Annotated in this window: 19 protein-coding genes and 1 tRNA gene; 13 read left to right on the top strand and 7 right to left on the bottom strand. The window is 66.2% G+C overall.

What is annotated here, in order from left to right:
- Positions 1-76: 76 nt before the first annotated feature.
- Complete coding sequence (locus tag BMY25_RS09160) at positions 77-1,057, bottom strand: LacI family DNA-binding transcriptional regulator (RefSeq protein ID WP_238858238.1); 981 nt, start codon at positions 1,055-1,057, stop codon at positions 77-79.
- A gap of 606 nt (positions 1,058-1,663) precedes the next feature.
- Positions 1,664-1,738 (bottom strand) — tRNA-Thr (locus tag BMY25_RS09155).
- A gap of 308 nt (positions 1,739-2,046) precedes the next feature.
- On the opposite strand from BMY25_RS09155, the gene rpmI reads away from it, so the two are divergent.
- Positions 2,047-2,244, top strand: coding sequence for a 50S ribosomal protein L35 (gene rpmI, locus BMY25_RS09150; RefSeq protein WP_092496328.1), 198 nt, complete (start codon positions 2,047-2,049; stop codon positions 2,242-2,244).
- An 18-nt stretch (positions 2,245-2,262) separates the two neighbouring features.
- The gene (gene rplT / locus BMY25_RS09145) at positions 2,263-2,664 is read left to right on the top strand and encodes a 50S ribosomal protein L20 (protein ID WP_092496327.1); all 402 of its coding nucleotides are present in this window, start codon (positions 2,263-2,265) and stop codon (positions 2,662-2,664) included.
- Between the two features lie 78 nt (positions 2,665-2,742).
- Here the strand turns inward: rplT and BMY25_RS09140 are convergent, their stop codons facing one another.
- Complete coding sequence (locus BMY25_RS09140; protein WP_092496326.1) at positions 2,743-3,615, bottom strand: alpha/beta hydrolase; 873 nt, start codon at positions 3,613-3,615, stop codon at positions 2,743-2,745.
- A 224-nt stretch (positions 3,616-3,839) separates the two neighbouring features.
- On the opposite strand from BMY25_RS09140, the gene BMY25_RS09135 reads away from it, so the two are divergent.
- Entirely contained in the window at positions 3,840-4,901 is a 1,062-nt protein-coding gene (locus BMY25_RS09135; RefSeq protein ID WP_092496325.1) for an aromatic ring-hydroxylating oxygenase subunit alpha, read from the top strand.
- A gap of 54 nt (positions 4,902-4,955) precedes the next feature.
- Here the strand turns inward: BMY25_RS09135 and BMY25_RS09130 are convergent, their stop codons facing one another.
- Positions 4,956-6,143 carry a glycosyltransferase family 61 protein gene (locus BMY25_RS09130; RefSeq protein WP_177176794.1) on the bottom strand — a complete coding sequence of 396 codons (1,188 nt, stop codon included), beginning with the start codon at positions 6,141-6,143 and terminating at the stop codon, positions 4,956-4,958.
- 192 nt (positions 6,144-6,335) lie between these two features.
- On the opposite strand from BMY25_RS09130, the gene pheS reads away from it, so the two are divergent.
- A complete protein-coding gene (gene pheS, locus BMY25_RS09125; protein ID WP_092496323.1) occupies positions 6,336-7,412 on the top strand; it encodes a phenylalanine--tRNA ligase subunit alpha in 1,077 nt (358 codons plus the stop codon).
- Entirely contained in the window at positions 7,409-9,823 is a 2,415-nt protein-coding gene (gene pheT, locus BMY25_RS09120) for a phenylalanine--tRNA ligase subunit beta (RefSeq protein WP_092496322.1), read from the top strand. Before pheS ends, pheT begins: the two co-directional genes overlap by 4 nt.
- 192 nt (positions 9,824-10,015) lie before the next feature.
- Here the strand turns inward: pheT and grpE are convergent, their stop codons facing one another.
- Positions 10,016-10,690 (bottom strand): nucleotide exchange factor GrpE, encoded by a 675-nt coding sequence (grpE, locus tag BMY25_RS09115; protein ID WP_092496321.1) that lies wholly within the window; start codon positions 10,688-10,690, stop codon positions 10,016-10,018.
- 87 nt (positions 10,691-10,777) lie between these two features.
- Positions 10,778-11,845, bottom strand: coding sequence for a heat-inducible transcriptional repressor HrcA (gene hrcA, locus BMY25_RS09110; RefSeq protein WP_092496320.1), 1,068 nt, complete (start codon positions 11,843-11,845; stop codon positions 10,778-10,780).
- Between the two features lie 126 nt (positions 11,846-11,971).
- Between hrcA and rph the strand changes: the two genes are divergently transcribed.
- The 5 genes from rph to BMY25_RS09085 all read left to right on the top strand — a co-directional run bounded on the left by rph (position 11,972) and on the right by BMY25_RS09085 (position 15,755).
- On the top strand, positions 11,972-12,685 hold the full coding sequence (gene rph / locus BMY25_RS09105; protein WP_092496319.1) for a ribonuclease PH: 714 nt from the start codon (positions 11,972-11,974) through the stop codon (positions 12,683-12,685).
- A gap of 4 nt (positions 12,686-12,689) precedes the next feature.
- The gene (gene rdgB, locus BMY25_RS09100) at positions 12,690-13,358 is read left to right on the top strand and encodes an RdgB/HAM1 family non-canonical purine NTP pyrophosphatase (RefSeq protein ID WP_092496318.1); all 669 of its coding nucleotides are present in this window, start codon (positions 12,690-12,692) and stop codon (positions 13,356-13,358) included.
- Positions 13,355-14,527 carry a radical SAM family heme chaperone HemW gene (hemW, locus tag BMY25_RS09095; RefSeq protein ID WP_092496317.1) on the top strand — a complete coding sequence of 391 codons (1,173 nt, stop codon included), beginning with the start codon at positions 13,355-13,357 and terminating at the stop codon, positions 14,525-14,527. The genes rdgB and hemW overlap by 4 nt, the downstream gene beginning before the upstream one ends.
- 74 nt (positions 14,528-14,601) lie before the next feature.
- Positions 14,602-15,024, top strand: a complete 423-nt coding sequence (locus BMY25_RS09090) for a hypothetical protein (protein WP_177176793.1) — start codon at positions 14,602-14,604, stop codon at positions 15,022-15,024.
- 12 nt (positions 15,025-15,036) lie between these two features.
- A protein-coding gene (locus tag BMY25_RS09085; protein ID WP_238858237.1) for an IS5 family transposase occupies positions 15,037-15,755 on the top strand; the annotation gives its coding sequence in 2 pieces (ribosomal slippage) (positions 15,037-15,333 and positions 15,336-15,755; 717 coding nt in all).
- 22 nt (positions 15,756-15,777) lie between these two features.
- Here the strand turns inward: BMY25_RS09085 and BMY25_RS09080 are convergent.
- Positions 15,778-16,998, bottom strand: a complete 1,221-nt coding sequence (locus BMY25_RS09080) for a penicillin-binding protein activator (RefSeq protein WP_092496315.1) — start codon at positions 16,996-16,998, stop codon at positions 15,778-15,780.
- A gap of 95 nt (positions 16,999-17,093) precedes the next feature.
- Between BMY25_RS09080 and rsmI the strand changes: the two genes are divergently transcribed.
- The 3 genes from rsmI (at position 17,094) to gshB (ending at position 19,510) form a co-directional block, all read left to right on the top strand.
- Positions 17,094-18,023 carry a 16S rRNA (cytidine(1402)-2'-O)-methyltransferase gene (gene rsmI, locus BMY25_RS09075; RefSeq protein ID WP_092496314.1) on the top strand — a complete coding sequence of 310 codons (930 nt, stop codon included), beginning with the start codon at positions 17,094-17,096 and terminating at the stop codon, positions 18,021-18,023.
- Positions 18,016-18,384, top strand: coding sequence for a YraN family protein (locus BMY25_RS09070; RefSeq protein WP_092496313.1), 369 nt, complete (start codon positions 18,016-18,018; stop codon positions 18,382-18,384). The genes rsmI and BMY25_RS09070 overlap by 8 nt, the downstream gene beginning before the upstream one ends.
- A 181-nt stretch (positions 18,385-18,565) precedes the next feature.
- On the top strand, positions 18,566-19,510 hold the full coding sequence (gene gshB, locus BMY25_RS09065; RefSeq protein WP_092496312.1) for a glutathione synthase: 945 nt from the start codon (positions 18,566-18,568) through the stop codon (positions 19,508-19,510).
- Positions 19,511-19,566 lie beyond the last annotated feature (56 nt).

Below are 19,566 nucleotides of genomic sequence, written 5' to 3'. Positions count from 1 at the left end.
TAGACGGTCGGCGGAAATCGTCAAGATCGAAGATCGAATGCAGTGTTCGGCGTTGCTTCGCTGCTCTCGCGCGCCGTTAGGGGGCGAGTTCACCCGAACCGCGGACGATAAGGCGAGTCGCAAGCCTTATGGTCTGCGACCCTGTGTGGGCGCCGGAAAGGCGTTTGAACAAGAGTTCCGCCGCGAGTTCTCCCATCCTCGCTGCGTTCTGGGCGATAACGGTCACGGCTGGGTCGAGCAGGTCCGCCATGGCGAAATCATCGAATCCGATCAGAGCGGGTCTTCGCTTCTGGCCGGCGAGCCCATGAAGCACGGCAAACGTGCACAGTGCATTGCCGGTGATGATGGCGGTCGGAAAGTCTCGCAAATTCAGCATATCGGTCAGGGTGGCGGCGGCGGTCACCGGGTCCGGCCGTTGCATGGAGATCATCCGGTCGTCGACGGGAAGCCCTCTTTCCTGCAAAGCATGGCGGAAGGCATCGACCCGTTCCGTTTGAGTGAATAGATTTGGCTGGTCTCCTATGAAAGCGATCCGGCGGTGGCGATGGTTCGTCAGATGCTGAACCGCTGCATGGATGCCTCCGGCATTGTCCGCCAGAATGCAGTCACCGATCAGCCCAGGAGCAGGGCGGTCGACGAACACGACCGAACTATCCTTGGGAAGGGCCGTAGCCAAACGGCCGGGGTCGCTTCGCGCCGGAGTGATGATGAGGCCGCCAACCTGCCTTGAGCTCAGCGCCTGAACCGCCTCTTGTTCCCGGTCCGCATCGCCCGCCGACGAAGCGACAAAGAGCATATGGCCGTGCTTTATCGCGACCTCCTCGACCGCTCGGATCAAGCACGACTGAAAGGGCTCGGAGAGATCTTCGCAGACCAGGCCGAGGCTCTTCGTCTTGCCCTGTTTCAGATCGCGAGCGCTGATATTGGGACGGAACCCAAGGTCCGCGATGGCACAAAGAATGTGGGCCTTCGTGTCGTCGCTCACGCCCGGCTCTTTGTTCACGACACGCGAAACGGTCTTGATGCCGACACCAGCCCGTTTCGCAACATCGCGCATCGTGGGGCGGCTGCGAACCTGCCCCCGAGGCGGGTGCGCACTGTTTAGTTTGATCCCAAACTCTGACATCTACAAAGGTGCTCTGAAGCGCAATCTCTATATAGATAAAGAAGCCTGCCGTTACGGCAACGATTCGCCTGACCTTAATGAACGGCCTTTCGACGTGCGCCTCGACTTTGGACCGCCCGGCTTGGGAATTTCTGAGGCGCTCAGGCTGGCGCACCGCCGCCTGAAGATTTCGCCGATCCGATTGGCATCTTGTGGGCGATCGGACTATTCGCGGATCGATCGCCGGAGAGAAGCGCGGCAGATTCGAAAACGTCGGAATGCGCAACTTGCGGCCTGTGGCGGGCAGGCCTCAGAGCGCTCGTTGAAAGCGCGTCCTGCAACATTGCCTTAGGGGAGGGAGAGGTCAGCGACCAACGATGTCAGCCGGCGTTCTCATCCTCTGGGCGGCGTCGCTTTTTTCACCTCAGACGGCGAACAAGCCCCCTTGAACGCGCCCCCGTTCCCCGCCGAAAAGAACAATGCAGCTTCGCCCCTCCCCATGCTTGGGAAAACGGGACTGCTGATGCACTAAGCCGCTAATGCCAACAGGGGAAAGACTGGTGCTGCGAGAGAGGATTGAACTCTCGACCTCTCCCTTACCAAGGGAGTGCTCTACCACTGAGCTACCGCAGCGCTGATCGGGTGGATCGGGCGCGTCAATGCCACAGGTTCGGCGCCTGTGCAACCGCTGTGTTGCCCTGCCCGACTTTTGCGCCCAGGAAAGCGGTACGGCGACCGGTTTCCGCAGGCCGGCTGCTTGCGTGCGGGCGCCGTCCGGGCTATAGGAGCCGCCTCGGATCGCCCGGCCAAGGACTGGCAGAGGTGCGAGCTTCCGCTTGTCCGGACAAGGGCATGCCGTGGCGATCCAGAATGCTCAATTCAGAGCGGCGATGCGGCGGCTCCGTTCCAGCGGGGCCTTGTCGCGTTTCAAGGAGAGCAGAATGCCCAAGATGAAGACGAAGTCGGGCGCTAAAAAGCGCTTCAAGTTCACGGGATCGGGACACGTGAAGGCGGGCCAGGCCGGCAAGCGGCACGGCATGATCAAGCGGACCACCAAGTTCATCCGAAAGGCGCGCGGCACCACCGTGCTCGCCGAGCCGGATGCCCGGATCGTCCGCAAATTCATGCCCTACAACTAAGGCCGAGGAGACCGCACCATGGCACGTGTCAAAAGAGGCGTGACGGCTCACGCCAAGCACAAAAAAGTTCTGAAGCAGGCGAAGGGCTTTTACGGCCGTCGCAAGAACACCATCCGCATTGCCAAGCAGGCTGTGGAAAAGGCGAACCAGTACGCCTACCGCGACCGCCGCAATCGCAAGCGCAACTTCCGCGCCCTGTGGATCCAGCGCATCAACGCCGCCGCCCGCGAGCATGGCCTGAGCTACGGCCGCCTGATCGACGGCCTGAACAAGGCCGGCATCGAGGTCGACCGCAAGGTGCTCTCGGATATCGCGATCCACGAGCCCGCCGCTTTCGCCGCCATCGCCGAGCAGGCGAAGACGGCTCTGGCCTACCTCAAGGAGGCCACCACCGGCGAATACGAGGCCGTAATCGGCTGAGCCGGCGCTTTCGCTGATTGATGAGAAAGGCGGCTTCGGCCGCCTTTTTCTGTTTCCGACCGAGGTTTCAGCGACAGATCAGCGACAGAACGGAGCGGACTTGCCCGCCTGCGCCTTGATGAAGGCGTCGATGTCGTCCAGCGTGGGGGCGACATGGCGGAGCGGGGCGGCGAGCGTGCCCACCAACTCGGCGTGGCCCACGCCCTTGTACTCCTTCAACTCCACCCGACCGCCCTTTTCGCGGATGCGATCTGCGAGACGGCGGCTGTTGCCGGGATCGACCGTGGTGTCGCCCGTGCCGGCCTGCAGCAGCACCGGCGGTTCGTCCCGCGAGGCGAAGGCGATCGCCTGGCTGGCGGGCCGCGTCTTCTCGGGGAACACCTTCTTGTAGCGCTCCTGCTTGAGCGGCAGGAAATCGTATGGCCCGGCCATCCCCACCACGCCCATTACCGTATTGCAGACCGGCGTTTCCTGCCGGGCGAGATAATGCTTGTCGAGCGCCAGCAGCATGGCGATCTGCGCGCCGGCGGAATGGCCGACCAGGATGATCGGCCGGGGCTTGCCGTCCGGCGTCTTCTCGTGCTGCGCCACCCAGGCGACCGCCTCGGCCGCGTCGTCCATGAAATCCGGGAAACGGACCTCGGGGTAGACGCGGTAGTCCGGCACGGCGGTGATGTAGCCGCGCGAAGCGAAGGCCTGGCCGGCGAAGAGGTATGTTTGCTTGTCCCCGGAAACCCAACCACCGCCATAGATGAAGACGACAACCGGCGCATCGGGCGCCACCGTGTCCGGAACATAGAGGTCGAGCCCGTGGCGCGGGCCCGGCGCATAGGCCTGATGCTGCACCTCGTAGCCGCTGCGGCTTGTCGCGGCATTCACGAGATCGGCGGCGGAACAGCCGCCGCAGCAGAGCATCAGCACAAGGGCTGTTGACCGGAAGATCGAGAGCATGCGCAACCTGGGTTGGATGTGCCGCAACGGCCCGGTGCGGCGCGGGATAATTCGGACCACGGGGCGAACGCCGGCTGCCGCGCGCTTGTTCCTCCGCCCTGGGCCGCCTGGGGTGCGACACGGTTGCCGCGGGCATTTGCCGCCACCGGCGTTGCCGCAGCCTTGACTTGACCCGCCGGCCCGGGATCGCTCAATGGAGCCGGAACGATCGTGGAGAACGGGCGATGCAGGGACTGAAGGCCGAGCTCCTGAAGGGCTGCTGGTACATGGCGGCCGAGGGTGCATCGCTGAAGACGGGCGCGCTGAAGGGCATGACGCTCGCCGGCGAGCCGGTGCTCTTGGCACGCGGCACCTCCGGCGAGGTCTTCGCCATGCGCGACACCTGTCCCCATCGCGGCATTCCGCTCCGCTACGGCTCGGTGCAGGGCGACACGGTGCAGTGCTGCTACCACGGCTGGCGCTTCGGCTCCGACGGCACCTGCGTGGACATTCCCTCCATGCGCGAGGGCCAGCAGATCGACCTCTCCAAGATCCGCTGCTCAAGCTATCCGGCAATCGAGCGCTACGGCCTGATCTGGGTCTACGTTTCCCAGGCCGGGGAGGATCCTTCCGCAAGCGAGACGCCGGAGCCGCCGGCGCTTCCCGACATCCCGTTCGGCGAGGTGCCCAAGGCGGCCGTGGCGATGGACTTCCCCTGCTCGGCCGACCATGCCGCCTTCGGGCTGATGGACCCGACCCACGCGGCCTTCGTGCACACGTCCTGGTGGTTCAAGAAGGATGCCTCCAAGCTGCGGCCCAAGGAAAAGGCCTTTGAGCCCTCGCCCTTCGGCTTTCGCATGAAGCGGCACCGCATCCCGCCGCAGAACGTCATCTACAAGCGCCTTCTGGGCGACAACGTTTCCACCGAGATCAGCTACATGCTGCCGGGCTACCGGATCGAGCACATCCGCGGCGACAAGCACTGGGTGGTGGGGTTGACCTCCATCACGCCGACCACCGACGAGGAGACGATCGTCTCGCAGATCTTCTGGTCGTCGATCGGCTGGCTTTCGCCGGTGGCGCCGATCGCCCGGCACTTCATGCGCGTCTTCGTCAGGCAGGACCGCGACGTTGTGGTGCAGCAGCGCGAGGGACTGAAGACGCAGCCGAAGCTGATGCTGATCAACGACGCCGATACGCAGGCGCGCTGGTGGATGCGGCTCAAGGACGAGTGGATGAGCGCGCAGGCGAACGGCCGCGCCTTCGTCAATCCGCTGAAGGAGCACACGCTTCGCTGGCGGAGTTGATCGGGCGCTGCCAGAGCTAGCCCGGCCCAGGCGCCACGCCGGTTCAGCGCCGGTTCAAACGTCCGTGCGGTCGAGCCGGCGCGTGACTTCGGCCACGTCGATCTCGAAGCGTTCGGTGCCGTCGCCCTCGCTGCCGACCACGAAATCATGGGCCACGCCCTTCAGCGCCGCCATCCAGATGTAGGGGCTGATCATGTGGCTGCCGTTGAACATCTCCAGCACGCGGGAGCCCGGCGGCATGAACATGATGTTGGTGAGCGCCGCCCCGTGCGTCGCGACCACCAGGTCGGCCGACGAAAAGAGCTCCACCTGCTCGCGGTGCGAGAGGTCCGACGGGCAGATCACCTCGAAGCCGCGCTTTGCAAGTTCCGCCAGCAGTTCCGGCTCGTTGGCGAGGCTGCGCAGGCGCACGTCGCGGCGGCTGATATAGATGCGTCGCCCCTCGTTGCGAGCCGGGCCGAGGCCGTATTCGTCGCGATAGAGCGCCTCGATGTCGCCGAGGATCTCCGGCGTCGGCGGACTGCGCATCAGCGAGTTGATGCGGTAGCGATAGAAAAGCGTGCGTTCAGGCAGGGCGCGTTCGCCGTCGCCCACGGTCACCACCTCCACGCCGGGATGCGCCTTCTCCACGGCTGCGAAGAAGGCGCGCTGGTACTTCGTCAGATCCGGGCGCACCAGCACCTTCAGGCTCTGCCCCGGCCGATGGTCGCGCCGGAGAAAGGTGACGAGCTGCGCCGCCGTTTCCGCGTGGAACTTGTAGTAATGCTTGTGGCCCTTGCGCAGGCCCAGAAGCGGCAGGCAATCGCCCTTGATCGGACGATCCACGAGGCGGCGCCACAGCATCGTGTTGCGGGTGCCGCGATCGGCGACCTTGGCGCGGCGGGCCGGGCTGACGACCGTGCCGGTATGACCGAGGACGGCGAGGCCCTTCGCGGCGGCGAGCGTCCAGCTCACCTTGCCCGTGCGGGCGATCTCGCGGTGAAACTTCCGCTCCAGCGCGAAGTGCTCGCCGATCGCGGCCACCGTTTCGTCCGGCAGCGTCACGTCGGTTTCGATGACCGCTTCGTCGAGGATCTCGTCGGCCGCGTCTTCCACCGTCAGCGTTGTGGCATAGGCGTTGAAGCGTTCCGCCAGCGCCGGCAGCGTCGCCGTCAGCCCGGAAAACACCTTGAAGCGGAACTCCCGCCCTGTCGGGATCCAGCTCCGCCACTTCGGCCGCTCGCGCATCTTCTTCTTGGGCAAGGTCTGATCTCCTGACGCCCGCATCCCTATGGTGCCGGTTCTCTCCCGGCAAGGGGGCCCGATAACGAGGGTGAAGGCCGGAATTCCGCTCGCCGGAGGGTCACACGGGCCGATTCCCGCTCTTCCGCTCCGCGTTCGGTCTGCTAAAAGGCAGCCAGGATTGCGCCCCGCCGGGCGAGCACAGGCATTGCAATGACCGATCTTGAGGAACTGGAACAGGAAATCCTGGGCGCCGTCGCCGCGGCCGAGGACGAGCGCGGGCTGGAAGCCGTCCGCCTCGGCGCGCTCGGCAAGAAGGGCTGGATCTCCGAGCGCATGAAGAGCCTGGGCACGATGAGCCCGGAAGAGCGCAAGGAAGCCGGTCCGGCGCTGAACGGCCTCAAGGACCGCGTGACCCGCGCGCTGGAAGCCCAGCGTGGGATCCTGCGCGAGGCGGCGCTGGAGGAGCGGCTGCGCACCGAGCGTGTCGACGTCACCCTCCCCGCGCGGCCGGAGAGCTTTGGCACCATCCATCCCGTCACGCAGGTGATGGAAGAGGTGATCGCGATCTTCGGCGACATGGGTTTCTCGGTGGCCGAAGGCCCGCATATCGAGACCGACTGGTACAATTTCGGCGCGCTGAACATCCCGCCGGAGCATCCCGCCCGGCAGGAGCACGACACCTTCTACCTTCGCGAGAAGGAAGACGGCTCGCGCATGGTGTTGCGCACGCACACTTCGCCGGTGCAGATCCGCACCATGGAAGGGACCAAGCCGCCGATCCGCATCATCGCGCCCGGCCGCACCTTCCGCTCGGATTCCGACCAGACGCACACGCCGATGTTCCACCAGGTGGAAGGCCTCGTCATCGACGAGACGGCGAGCCTCGCCAACCTGAAGGGCACGCTGGAGGCCTTCTGCAAGGCCTTCTTCGAGGTGGACGAAGTGAAGATGCGCTTCCGTCCATCCTATTTCCCCTTCACCGAGCCGTCGATGGAAGTGGATATCGGCTGCTCGTGGGAAGGCGGGGAACTGAAGATCGGCGTCGGCGACAGCTGGCTTGAGATTCTGGGCTCCGGCATGGTGCACCCCAACGTGATCCGCGCCGGCGGCCTCGATCCGGACAAGGTGCAGGGCTTCGCCTTCGGCATGGGCATCGACCGCATCGCCATGCTGAAATACGGCATCCCCGATCTCCGCGCATTTTTCGAGGCCGATCTCCGCTGGCTGCGCCATTACGGCTTCTCCAGCGTCGCGATGCCGAGCCTCGCCGAAGGACTGACGACATGAAGTTCACCCTGTCCTGGCTGAAGGACCACCTCGACACCGACGCTTCCGCCGCCGACATTGCCGAGGCGCTGACGCATCTGGGCCTGGAGCTGGAAGAGATCCAGAACCCGGCCGAGGCGCTGCGTCCCTTCACCATCGTCCATGTGCTGGAAGCCGTGCAGCACCCGAATGCCGACCGGCTCCGCGTCTGCAAGGTGGATACCGGCTCCGGCGAGCCGTTGCAGGTGGTCTGCGGCGCACCCAACGCGCGGGCCGGCATGAAGACCGTCTTCGCCCCGCCCGGCACCTATGTTCCCGGCATCGACACGACCCTGAAGGTCGGCGTGATCCGTGGCGTGGAATCCAACGGCATGATGTGCTCGGAGCGGGAACTCCTGCTTTCCGAGGAGCATAACGGCATCATCGACCTGCCCGAAGACGCGCCCGTCGGCGCCTCCTATGCGGCATGGATCGGCCTCGACGATCCGGTGATCGATGTCGGCGTGACGCCGAACCGGCCGGATGCGCTCGGCGTCTACGGGATCGCCCGCGACCTCGCGGCCAAGGGCATCGGCACGCTGAAGCCGATTGCCGCCGAACCCGTGGCCGGTACGTTCGCCAGCCCGATCTCGGTGGAACTCTCCTTCGGCGGCGACAACAAGCCCTGCCCGCATTTCGTCGGCCGGACCATTCGCGGCGTCAAGAACGGCCCCTCGCCGGACTGGATGCAGAAGCGGCTTCGCGCCATCGGCCTCCGCCCGATCTCGGCGCTGGTCGACATCACGAACTACATGACCTTCGCCTATGGCAGGCCGCTGCATGTCTTCGATGCCGACAAGCTCGCGGGCACCAGGCTGACCGTGCGCTCCGCCACACCGATCGAGCCGCTGCAGGCGCTGAACGGCAAGCTCTACATGCTGCACCCCGGCATGACGGTGATTGCCGACGACGATCGCGGGAATGGCGTGGAAAGCCTCGGCGGCATCATGGGCGGCGAAGCTTCCGGCTGCTCGGACGAGACCACGACGGTCTTCCTGGAAGCCGCCTATTTCGACCCGATCCGCACGGCTGAAACCGGCCGCAAGCTCGGCATCCATTCCGATGCGCGCTACCGCTTCGAGCGCGGCATCGATCCGGCCTTCACGCAGGCCGGCGCCGAGATCGCCACGCGGATGATCCTGGATCTGTGCGGCGGCGAGGCTTCCGAGCTGGTGATCGCCGGGGAAGCACCCGTTCGCGATGCGCGTTATTCGCTGCGGCTGGAACGCACGAAGACGCTGGCCGGCGTCGACGTGCCGGCCGACGAGCAGGTCCGCATTCTCCGCGCCCTCGGCTTCACGGTCGATGAGGCCGGCGACCGGCTCGATGTCGGCGTGCCCTCGTGGCGGCCGGATGTCGATGGCGAGGCGGATCTCGTGGAAGAGGTGATCCGCGTCCACGGCCTCGACAACATCGAGAGCCTGCCGCTGCCGCGTCTGGAAACAGTCACCGGCCGGCGCATCAATACCGCGCAGCGCCGCCGCTTCCTGGCCGCCCGCACGCTCGCCGCGCGTGGCATGAACGAGGCGGTGACCTGGTCCTTCCTGTCCACGCCCCGCGCCGAACTCTTCGGCGGCGGCCAGACCGGGCTGCAGCTCGCCAATCCGATCTCGTCGGAACTGACCGACATGCGGCCCTCGCTGGTGCCGAACCTGATCGCGGCCGTGGGCCGCAACGTGGCGCGCGGCTTTGCCAACGTCTCCCTCTTCGAGGCGGGCCAGGTCTATGGCGGCGACCGTCCGAAGGACGAGCGCATCAACGTCACCGGCGTGCGCCGTGGCGACACCGGCCCGCGGCACTGGGAAGCCAAGCCCCGCGCCTATGACGTGTTCGATGCCAAGGCGGATGCGCTCGCCGTTTTGCAAGCGGCCGGCGCGCCGATCGACCGGCTGCAGATCGTCGCCGAAGGTCCGTCCTGGTACCATCCCGGTCGCGTCGGCTCGCTGATGCTCGGGCCGAAGAACCGCCTCGCCACCTTCGGCGAGATCCATCCCCGCGTGCTGGATGCCCTGGACGTGACCGGCCCGCTGGTCGCCTTCGAGGTGGATCTCGACGCGATCCCACTGCCGAAGTCCACCCGCACCGCGCGCCCGGCGCTGAACGCTTCCGACCTGCAAGCCGTAACGCGCGATTTCGCCTTCGCGGTGGAAACGACAGTCACGGCCGACCAGATCGCCCGCGCCGCCAGGGGCGCCGACAAGGCGCTCATCACCGATGCAGTCGTTTTCGACGTGTTCGAGGGTGCGTCGCTGGGCGAAGGCCGCAAGTCCGTCGCGATCGAGGTGACGCTGCAGCCGCGTGATCGCACGCTGACGGACGAGGAAATCGAAGGCGTGACCAAGGCCGTCGTCGCGGCCGTGGAGAAGGCGACGGGCGGCACGCTGCGCAGCTAGCAACGTCCTGCACAAGCTGTGGACAGGCTGTGGATTGTCACCGCCTGTTCACGAAATCCCACCTTGTTCATCAAGGTGTTGGCACTAGTTCCTGATCTGTACTCTACAGTCGATGAATTCCGGTACGGATCAGGAACATGGGACCATGTTCCTGATCGCCGGAATCGATTCGATTGGCCGAGCCTGACAGGCTCAGCTCTGGGCCGCCGCGCTCTGGTCCTTCGCTCCACCGGCAGCGTCGGCCTTGGGTCCGCCGCGCGAAACGCCGACCATGGCGGCGCGCAGCACGCGGTCGCCGATCGTGTATCCGGCCTGCATCACCTGCATCACCGTGCCATTCGGCACATCGGCGTTCGGGATCTCGAACATGGCCTGGTGCCGGTTCGGGTCGAACCGCTCGCCTTCCGCGGCGATGACCTGGATGCCGTGCTTGGCGAGCGTACGGTCGAGCTCGCGCGCCGTCATCTCCACGCCGTCGAGCAGCGCCTTGAGGCCCTCGTCGGCAGCGGAGCGCGTGTCGGCCGGAAGAGCCTCCAGCGCCCGGCGAAGATTGTCGCCGACCGTCAGCATGTCGCCGGCGAACTTGGTCACGGCATAGCGCCGCGCGTCGGCAACATCGCGCTCGGTGCGCCGACGGAGGTTCTCCATCTCGGCGACCGTGCGGACGAGGCGGTCCGTCAGGTCGGCCTTTTCCGCTTCCAGGCGAGCGATCTCCCCGGCGAAGTCGTCGCCCTGGGTTTCGTCTTCCGCGCTATCGTAGGTCTGGTGCTGCCTGGCGATATCCTCGGCGGCAGCGTGCTTGGCTTCACCGTCGGTCGCCGCGGTGGCGGCGTGAACGTCGGTGTTCTTGTCTTCCGTGGACGTCATCTCTCTGTGCCCCAGGTTTTGACTTTGCGCCCGATATCGAGACTCAAGCGGCGGAAATCAAGCACGCGCCTTGCGTATGGGTGCTCTTCATCGTCGGGAATGACTGAGAAACTGGCTGATAAGCTGCGCCGTGTAGTCGACCGCCGGCACCACGCGGGCATAGTTGAGCCGCGTCGGTCCGATCACGCCCAGGACGCCGACGATCTGATCGCCGCCGTCGCGGAACGGCGCCACCACCAGCGAGGATCCGGAAAGCGAGAAGAGCTTGTTCTCCGATCCGATGAAGATCCGCACGCCCTCCCCCTGCTCCGCCAGCCCCAGAAGCTGGATCAGGTCCGTCTTGCTTTCCAGATCGTCGAAGAGCAGGCGGATGCGCTCCAGATCGTCCAGCGCGCGCACGTCGCCGATCAGGTTCGACATGCCGCGCACGATCAGCGTGTTCGCATCCTCGCGCGGGCCGGACCACGTGGCGAAGCCCGCGGCGATCATCTTTTCGGAAAGCTCGTCGATCTCGCGCCGGCGCACGTCGCGGAGCCGTTGCAGTTCCACCCGCGCTTCCGTCAGCGTGCGGCCGAGGACATGGGCGTTCAGGTAATTCGACGCTTCCGTCATCGCCGACGTCGGCAGCTCGCGCGGGACCTCGATGATGCGGTTCTCCACCGAACCCTGCTCGCCGACCAGCACGACCAGCGCGCGGGTCGGCTCGATGCGCACGAACTCCACATGCTTCAGCCGCACGTCCTGCTTGGCGGCCAGCACGACGCCCGCGCCATGCGAAAGGCCGGAGAGCATCTGGCTGGCTTCGGTCAAAAGCGTTTCCACGCCGGAGCGCCGCCCCTGCGCCATGACCTCGTTCTCGATGCGCTTGCGCTCGTCGCCGCCGAGATCGCCGACCTGCATCAGGGAATCGATGAAGAAGCGCAGCCCCAGTTCCGTCGGCAAGCGACCGGCGCTGGTGTGCGGGGCGTAGATCAGCCCCATATGTTCCAGATCCGCCATGACATTGCGGACGGAGGCCGGCGACAGCGCGGTCGCGAGAATGCGGCTGAGGTTGCGGGAACCGACGGGCGAGCCGGTTTCCAGGTAGGATTCGACAATTCGCCTGAATATTTCCCGGGAACGATCGTCAAGAGCAGCGAGGCTGTCGGCGGGCATCGATGGGACATAACTCCATGGCTTCAGGTTCGGAATATCGGGAGATCGGGGCAGGATGGCAAGACGCAGCGCTTTACCGCGGCCCCGACGCGGCGTAACAGACGCTCAATTCCAAGGAGCCAATGAATGAGACCGTCCAAAAGGGCGCCCGACGAGCTGCGATCCGTATCTCTGGAGCGCGCTGTTTCCAAACACGCGGAGGGGTCCTGCCTGGTTCGCTTCGGCGACACGCAGGTGCTGTGCACGGCAAGCCTTTCGGAAGGCGTTCCGGGCTGGCTGCGCGGCGGCGGCAAGGGCTGGGTGACGGCGGAATACGGCATGCTCCCCCGCTCCACCAACGAGCGCATGCGCCGCGAGGCCGCACAGGGCCGGCAGGGCGGCCGCACGCATGAGATCCAGCGTCTGATCGGCCGCTCGCTTCGCGCCGTCGTGGACCTGAAGGCGCTCGGCGAGAAGCAGATCACGGTGGATTGCGACGTGATCCAGGCGGATGGCGGCACGCGGACCGCGTCCATCACCGGTGCCTGGGTGGCGCTGCACGATGCGCTGGCCTGGATGCGGGCCCGCAACATGGTGGGCGACAACGTGCTGGTCGATCATGTCGCCGCGATCTCCTGCGGCATCCATCAAAGCGAGCCTGTGCTCGATCTCGACTATGCCGAGGATTCGCAGGCCGGCACGGACGCCAACTTCGTGATCACCGGCAAGGGCGGCCTCGTGGAAGTGCAGGCCACCGCCGAGGGCACGCCCTTCAGCGAGGACGAGTTCAACCAGCTGCTCGGACTGGCCCGCAAGGGCATCGGCCGCCTCGTCGACCTGCAGAAGATGGCGGTGAGCTGAGGCCATGACGACCAGCGTTCACCTCCAGCCGGGCCCCCTCGTCGTCGCCAGCCATAACGCGGGCAAGATCCGCGAGATCGTGGATCTCCTCGGCCCCTATGGCTTCGACGTCCGTTCCGCCGGCGAACTCGGTTTGCCGGAGCCGGAAGAAACCGGCACCACCTTCGAGGAGAACGCGATCCTGAAGGCGGTCGCCGCCTGCCAGGCTTCGGGCATGCCGGCGATCGCCGACGATTCCGGCATCTGCGTCGATGCCATGGGCGGCGAGCCCGGCATCTATTCCGCCCGCTTCGCCGGTCCCTCAAAGGATTTCGCGCAGGCCATGCGCAACATCGAGGAAGCCGTACAGGCAGCGGGCGCGAAGACGCCGGCAGAGCGCGGCGCGGAGTTCGTCTCCGTCATCGCGCTGGCGCTTCCGGGCGGCGCGGTGGAAACCTTCAAGGGCGTCGTCCGCGGCACGCTCGCCTGGCCGCCGCGCGGCACCGAGGGCTTCGGCTACGATCCGATGTTCCAGCCGGAAGGCCACGACCGCACGTTCGGGGAGATGAGCGCGGAGGAAAAGCACGGCTGGAAGCCCGGGGAGGCAAGCGCGCTCTCCCATCGCGCCCGCGCCTTCAAGGCCTTCGCCGAAGCCTGCCTGCAGCCGAACGCTCCGCAGCAAGAGCCTCGATGACCGAAGCGGCGCGCCTGCCGGAGACCGGGACGGCCTTCGGCATCTACCTGCATTGGCCGTTCTGCGCGGCCAAGTGCCCCTATTGCGACTTCAACTCGCATGTTCGGCATCAACCAGTAGATCAGGCGCGCTACGCCCGCGCCTTCGTGCGCGAGCTGGAGCACTTCGCCGCCCGGACGCCGGGCCGCGAGGTCAGCAGCATCTTTCTCGGCGGCGGCACGCCCTCGCTGATGGAACCCGAGACGGTCGGCACCCTGCTCGATACGGTCGCGCGGCTCTGGACGGTGTCGCCCGATGCCGAGATCACGCTGGAAGCCAACCCGACCAGCGTCGAGGCCGATCGCTTTCGCGGTTATCGCGCGGCGGGTGTCAACCGCGTCTCCCTCGGCGTGCAGTCGCTGCACGACCACGACCTCAAGCGGCTCGGTCGCCTTCACGACGCGGCCACGGCGCGCCGTGCCATCGGGCTCGCCCGCGAGATCTTCCCCCGCCTCTCCTTCGACCTGATCTATACCCGGCCCGACCAGACGCTGGCCGGCTGGGCGACGGAGCTGGAAGAGGCGATCGGCATGGCCGCCGATCATCTCTCGCTCTACCAGCTCACCATCGAGGAAGGCACGCCGTTCCACGCGCTGCACGCGGCGGGCAAGCTCGTCGTGCCCGACGAGGATCTTGCGGCGGACTTCTATTCGCTGACGCAGGAGATCACGGCCAAGCACGGCCTGCCGGCCTACGAGATCTCCAACCACGCCGCGCCCGGCGCGGAAAGCCGCCATAACATGACTTATTGGCGCTATAACGACTATGTCGGCTCCGGACCCGGCGCGCATGGCCGCATCACCGAGCGCAAGGTCAAGCACGCGACCATTGCGGAGCGAAATCCCGAGGCGTGGCTGGCGGCCGTGGAAGCCGACGGCCACGGCACCATCGCCGATGATGTGCTGGGCCGCGACGAAGTCGCCGACGAGATGCTGCTGATGGGGCTGCGGCTGCGCGAAGGAATATCCGTCTCGCGCTATCACGCGCTGAGCGGACGTTCCTTCGATCCCGACCGGTTCGAATATCTCGTCCGGGACGGACTGGTGGAGCGCGTCGGCAACGACCGCGTCCGCGTCACCTCCGCCGGCTGGCTGGTGCTGAACGCCGTCATCGCCGAACTCGCGACCTAGGTCGTGAACCCATAAACTGATCCCGCCGACCCGGTCTGGTTGCGACGGGCAGCATCGTGCGGCAGTGTGGCAAAATGCCTAGATATGAACCACTGGATGCGGGCGTTCCGCTCAAAGCAAGCGGCAGCGATCTTGTCGCCTTTCAGTGGCAGATCAATGGCATAAGCGCAGATTTCAGCATGGCTGATGATGAGGCACATCTGCTTCGGGTCTCGTTCCATCGCCCCTGCATTGTTCGCCTGCTGGACGAGCTGCCGCTGAGCACCGAAGAAGACGAGACACCGAAGGAGGGCTTGGTGCCCGAGCATTTCGCTTATCGGTTGGACGGAGCGCGATTTGCGCGCCATCAGTCGGAGGCATGGAAGTACGTCTTTGGACCGGTAGCTCACTATCAGTTTGTCACCGGCGATACGTGTATGGACATGTTGAGCGGCGGCAGTCCTTCGTTTTCGATCGTAGATCGAGCGGGCGGACTTTCGCTACCTGCCCAGACGTGATTCAGCGTCGGCATGAGCCGATATGATCTGACCGACTTCGAATGGCGCGTGATCGCGCCGCTCTTGCCCAACAAACCGCGGGGCGTGCCGCGCGTCGATGATCGCCGAGTGCTGAATGGCATCTTCTGGGTGCTGCGATCAGGTGCGCCGTGGCGCGACCTGCCTGATCGCTACGGCCCCCGCACCACCTGCTATAACCGCTTCGTGCGATGGCGGAAGGCGGGCGTGTGGGACCGGCTGATGAACGCTATCCGCGCGCACCAGCAGGCTGCGACGGCAAAAAGGGGGGTCCAGATCATTGTCTCGGTCGAAGCCGAGGCGGGCTCACGACCAAGATCCACGTCGTCGTCGATGCGCAGGGCCTCCCGGTCCGGCTCGCCCTCCCCGCAGGGCAGACGCACGACGGTCAGATCGTAGACAGCCTGCTCGATCACCTTGGCCCGCGCACCATCGTGCTTGCGGACAAGGCTTACGACGCCGACCGCATCCGCGAGCTGATCCAAGACCAGGGTGCCACGCCCAACATCCCGCCCAAAAGCAATCGGCGCTGGAAGCCGTGCTTCAGCAAGCGGCTATACCGCGAACGCAACCTGATCGAGCGGTTCTTCTCCAAGCTGAAGCACTTCCGCCGTGTCGCAACCCGCTACGACAAGCTCGCCGCCAACTTCCTCGCTATGGTCCAGCTCGCCTCAATGCGACTATGGCTCCGCGCTTATGAGTCTACAGCCTAGGTGGCGGCCCGGCAGGGGCCGCTCAGCTATTGCCGCCGAAGCCTCGTGCCGCGGGCGAGACCACCTGCGATCCCGTGCCCGTCACCTGATAGATCGCCAGCGCCCGCTCCGTCGTGCCACCGTTCACGAAGCGGAACACGCCATCCACTCCGACGAAGCCGTTGGGATTGGTGAGCGTCGTGCTGTCGAAATGATCCGGGCCGAAGCGGCGGACGAGACCGGCGGCAAGCACCGTCCCGTCATAAGCGAGCGTCGCGTTACGCGGCGGCTGGGAGCCGAAGGCGGCCTGGTATTTCGAGGCGAAGGTCTCGAAGCCCTGCTTGGTGGGCGCGGGATACCACGCACCCGCGAGCGCCGCGTTGCTGAGGACGCGCGGATCGTCCCACTGGCCGCTGCCGAGAAGCTGAACCTGCCCCGGCCGCACGCCCGCATTTGCCAGCACGCTCGCGATCCGGGGGGCGAAGTCGCCGCTGTCCGGGATCAGCAGCGCGTCGTATTGCGAGGCCTGGGCGGCCATCGCCTGCGCCTTGGCCTGCAGGTCGGACCCATCGGGGCTGTAATGGTCGATGGCGATCACGCGGGCGCCGACATTGCCGGCCGTCTGCCGCAGCGCCGCTTCCACGACCGAACCATAGGCGGAGCTCGGCAGCAGCGCGGCGAAGGATTTCTTTCCCTGGCTGGCGGCGTAGGTGACGATTCGGCGGATGTCCTCCGACGGCAGGAAGCTCAGCAGATAAACGCCCTGCCCCGCCACGCTGGCGTCGGAAGAAAAGGCAACGACCGGCACTCCGGCCGTGCGCGCCTTGGCCGCCACCGTCGGCACGGACGCCCCGAAGACCGGTCCCAGCACGATGCCGGAGTGATCCGCCAGCGCCGCATCCATGGCGGCGGAGGCGCCCAGCGCCGTTCCGCCATCGTCGTAGATGGTGAGCTGGATGCCGCTGTTCGGGAAATCCCGCATCGCGAGATCGGCGGCGTTGCGGAATGCCGTGCCGGTTGCGGCCGCATTGCCGCTGCCCCTCTTCGGCAGGAGCATGGCGACGTGCACATCGCCGGAGCCCAGTGTTTCACGTGCAACATCCGCCCCTGCGGAAGCCGTGGGTGCCACGGTTGTCGGCAACGCCGCCACGGGCGGAGGCGTCGGCCGGCTCTGCGTGCAGGCGGCAAGCAGCAAGGCAGCCGCCAGCGTCAAGAATGCGCCGCCTCGCTTGCGTCCGGCCTGCTGGACTGCCCTGATGCTCAATTCGCTCTCCCGGATTCATTCGAGCAGGCATATTCGCGCCTCGACAAAACCTATGGAGAATTGCCCGGAGCGGCAAGCCGGAGCATGGTGCCGGGATGAAAACCGAAAACGAGATGCCCGAAGCGCACGAGCGGAGCGGGCGCGATTATTTCATCCGGGGCCAGGCGCTCTCGGCCCCGTCGCTGGAGCCCGCGCTTTACATCGTGGCGACGCCCGTGGGTCACCTCGCCGATATCACGATCCGCGCGCTGGATACGCTCGCCGGAGCCGATCTCGTCGCCTGCGAGGATACGCGCGTCACCCGCAAGCTCCTGCAGCGCTACGGCATCCAGGCGGAAACCACCGCCTTTCACGACCATAGCGGCCCGCGCGTGGCGGAGCGCATCGTCGAGCGCCTCGGCCAGGGCAAGGCCGTCGCGCTTGTCTCCGACGCCGGCACCCCGCTGGTTTCCGACCCCGGTTATCCGCTGGTGAAGGAGGTCCTGGCCGCCGGGCACAAGGTGGTCCCCATTCCAGGCGCCTCTTCCGTGCTGACGGCGCTCTCCGCCGGCGGCTTGCCGACCGACGCTTTTCTCTTCGCCGGTTTCCTGCCCAACAAGGAGAAGGCGCGCCGAAGCCGCCTCGCCGAACTGGGCAAGGTGCCCGCCACGCTGGTGCTGCTGGAATCGCCGAACCGCGTCGGCGCGTTGCTCGCCGATGCCGTGGCCGAGCTCGGGCCGGACCGCGAGGCCGTGGTGTGCCGCGAAATGACCAAGCTGCACGAGACTTTCGATCGCGGCACGCTGTCCGTCCTCGCCGAACGTTATGCCGACGGGCCCGCGAGAGGCGAGATCGTCGTGCTCATCGCGCCGCCTTCCTCCGAGCGGGCCGAGATCGCCGGGGACGACATGGACGCAATGCTGCGTGAAGCGCTCGCGACCATGCGGGTTCGCGACGCCGCCGATAAGGTCGCGGAGAAGACGGGCCTATCGCGCCGCGATCTCTACCAGCGTGCCCTCGCCCTGAAGTCGTCCGGCGATGCCTGATCCGGGCCGAACGAGACGCGGCGCCGCCTACCGCAAGGGACACGCCGCCGAGCTGATCGCCGCCGTCTTTCTTGCGGCCAAGGGGTACAAGCTTCTCGCCCGGCGCTATCGCACACCCTCCGGCGAGATCGATCTCGTGGCCCGCCGCGGCCGGACGATCGTCTTCGTCGAGGTGAAGGCGCGTCCCACGGTGACGCAAGCCCTGGAGGCGGTGGACCGGACGGCCGAACGACGCATCGGCGCGGCCGCCGACCTCTGGCTGGCGCGCCATCCTCGCGCAGCCAACCTGTCGCTTCGCTTCGACATGGTGCTCATCGTGCCCTGGCGCCTGCCCGTCCACCTCCGCAACGCTTTCGCCTGACGCCTATTGCTCTTCGGAGACGGCTTGGGGGGACAGCTTGGGGCGAAGGCTTCGGGGCTATGCCTGGAGGGCGATTGGCTCGGGGTGATTGCCTAGCCGGAGCGGTGCGTTTAACCCTTCCGCGACACGAAGGCCGGGCCGCAGCGCTCCGGTCGTTCCCGCAGGTTCGGACGAGGCAGGCATGGCACTCAAGGTTGCGGTCCAGATGGACCATATTTCCGGCATCAGCATTCGCGGCGATACGACCTTCGCGCTGATGCTGGAAGCCCAGCTGCGCGGCCACGAACTGCTGCATTACACGACCAACACGCTGGCCATGCGCAACGGCGTCGTTTCCGCCCGCGTCGAGCCGGTCGTGGTCACCGACGAGGTCGGCAGGCACTTCGAACTCGGCCCGATGCACTCCATGGACCTGTCGGAGGCCGACGTGGTGCTGATGCGGCAGGATCCGCCCTTCGACATGGGCTACATTTCCGCCACCCACATGCTGGAGCGCATCCACCCGAAGACGCTGGTGGTCAACGACCCGGCCGAAGTGCGGAACGCCCCGGAGAAGATCTTCGTCACCCTCTTCCCCGATCTGATGCCGGAAACGCTGATCACCGCCGATCCTCAGACGATCCGCGAATTCCGCGCCGAGTTCGGCGACATCATCCTGAAGCCGCTCTACGGCAATGGTGGCGCCGGCGTCTTCCGCATCCGGGAAGGCGACGAGAACATGTCCTCGCTGCTGGAAATGTTCACGCTCCACTCGCGCGAGCCGCTTGTCGTGCAGCGCTATCTCCCGGCCGTGCGCCAGGGCGACAAGCGCGTGATCCTCGTCAACGGCGAAGGCGTCGCCGCCATCAACCGCGTGCCGGCCGAGGGCGACGCCCGCTCCAACATGCATGCCGGGGGCCAGGCGGTCGCCTCGGAGCTGACGGACCGCGATCGCGAGATCTGCGAGCGCATCGGGCCGGAGCTGAAGAAGCGCGGCTTCCTGCTGGTCGGCATCGACATCATCGGCGGCGTGATGACGGAGATCAACGTGACCTCCCCCACGGGCGTGCGCGAGGTGCGCCGCTTCGGCGGGCCGGATATTTCGGCCATGCTCTGGGACGTGATCGAGGAGAAGCGCGGGATCTGAACCGCGTTTCCTTTCTGTTCTTGCCTGTTGCGAGAGTTCCCTCTACGTTCTCCTTC

This window comes from Faunimonas pinastri (genome assembly GCF_900110915.1).
GTDB classification, from domain to species: Bacteria; Pseudomonadota; Alphaproteobacteria; order Rhizobiales; family Afifellaceae; genus Faunimonas; species Faunimonas pinastri.
Note: the sequence above shows the minus strand (reverse complement) of the source record. Positions and strands in the feature narration are given on the sequence as shown.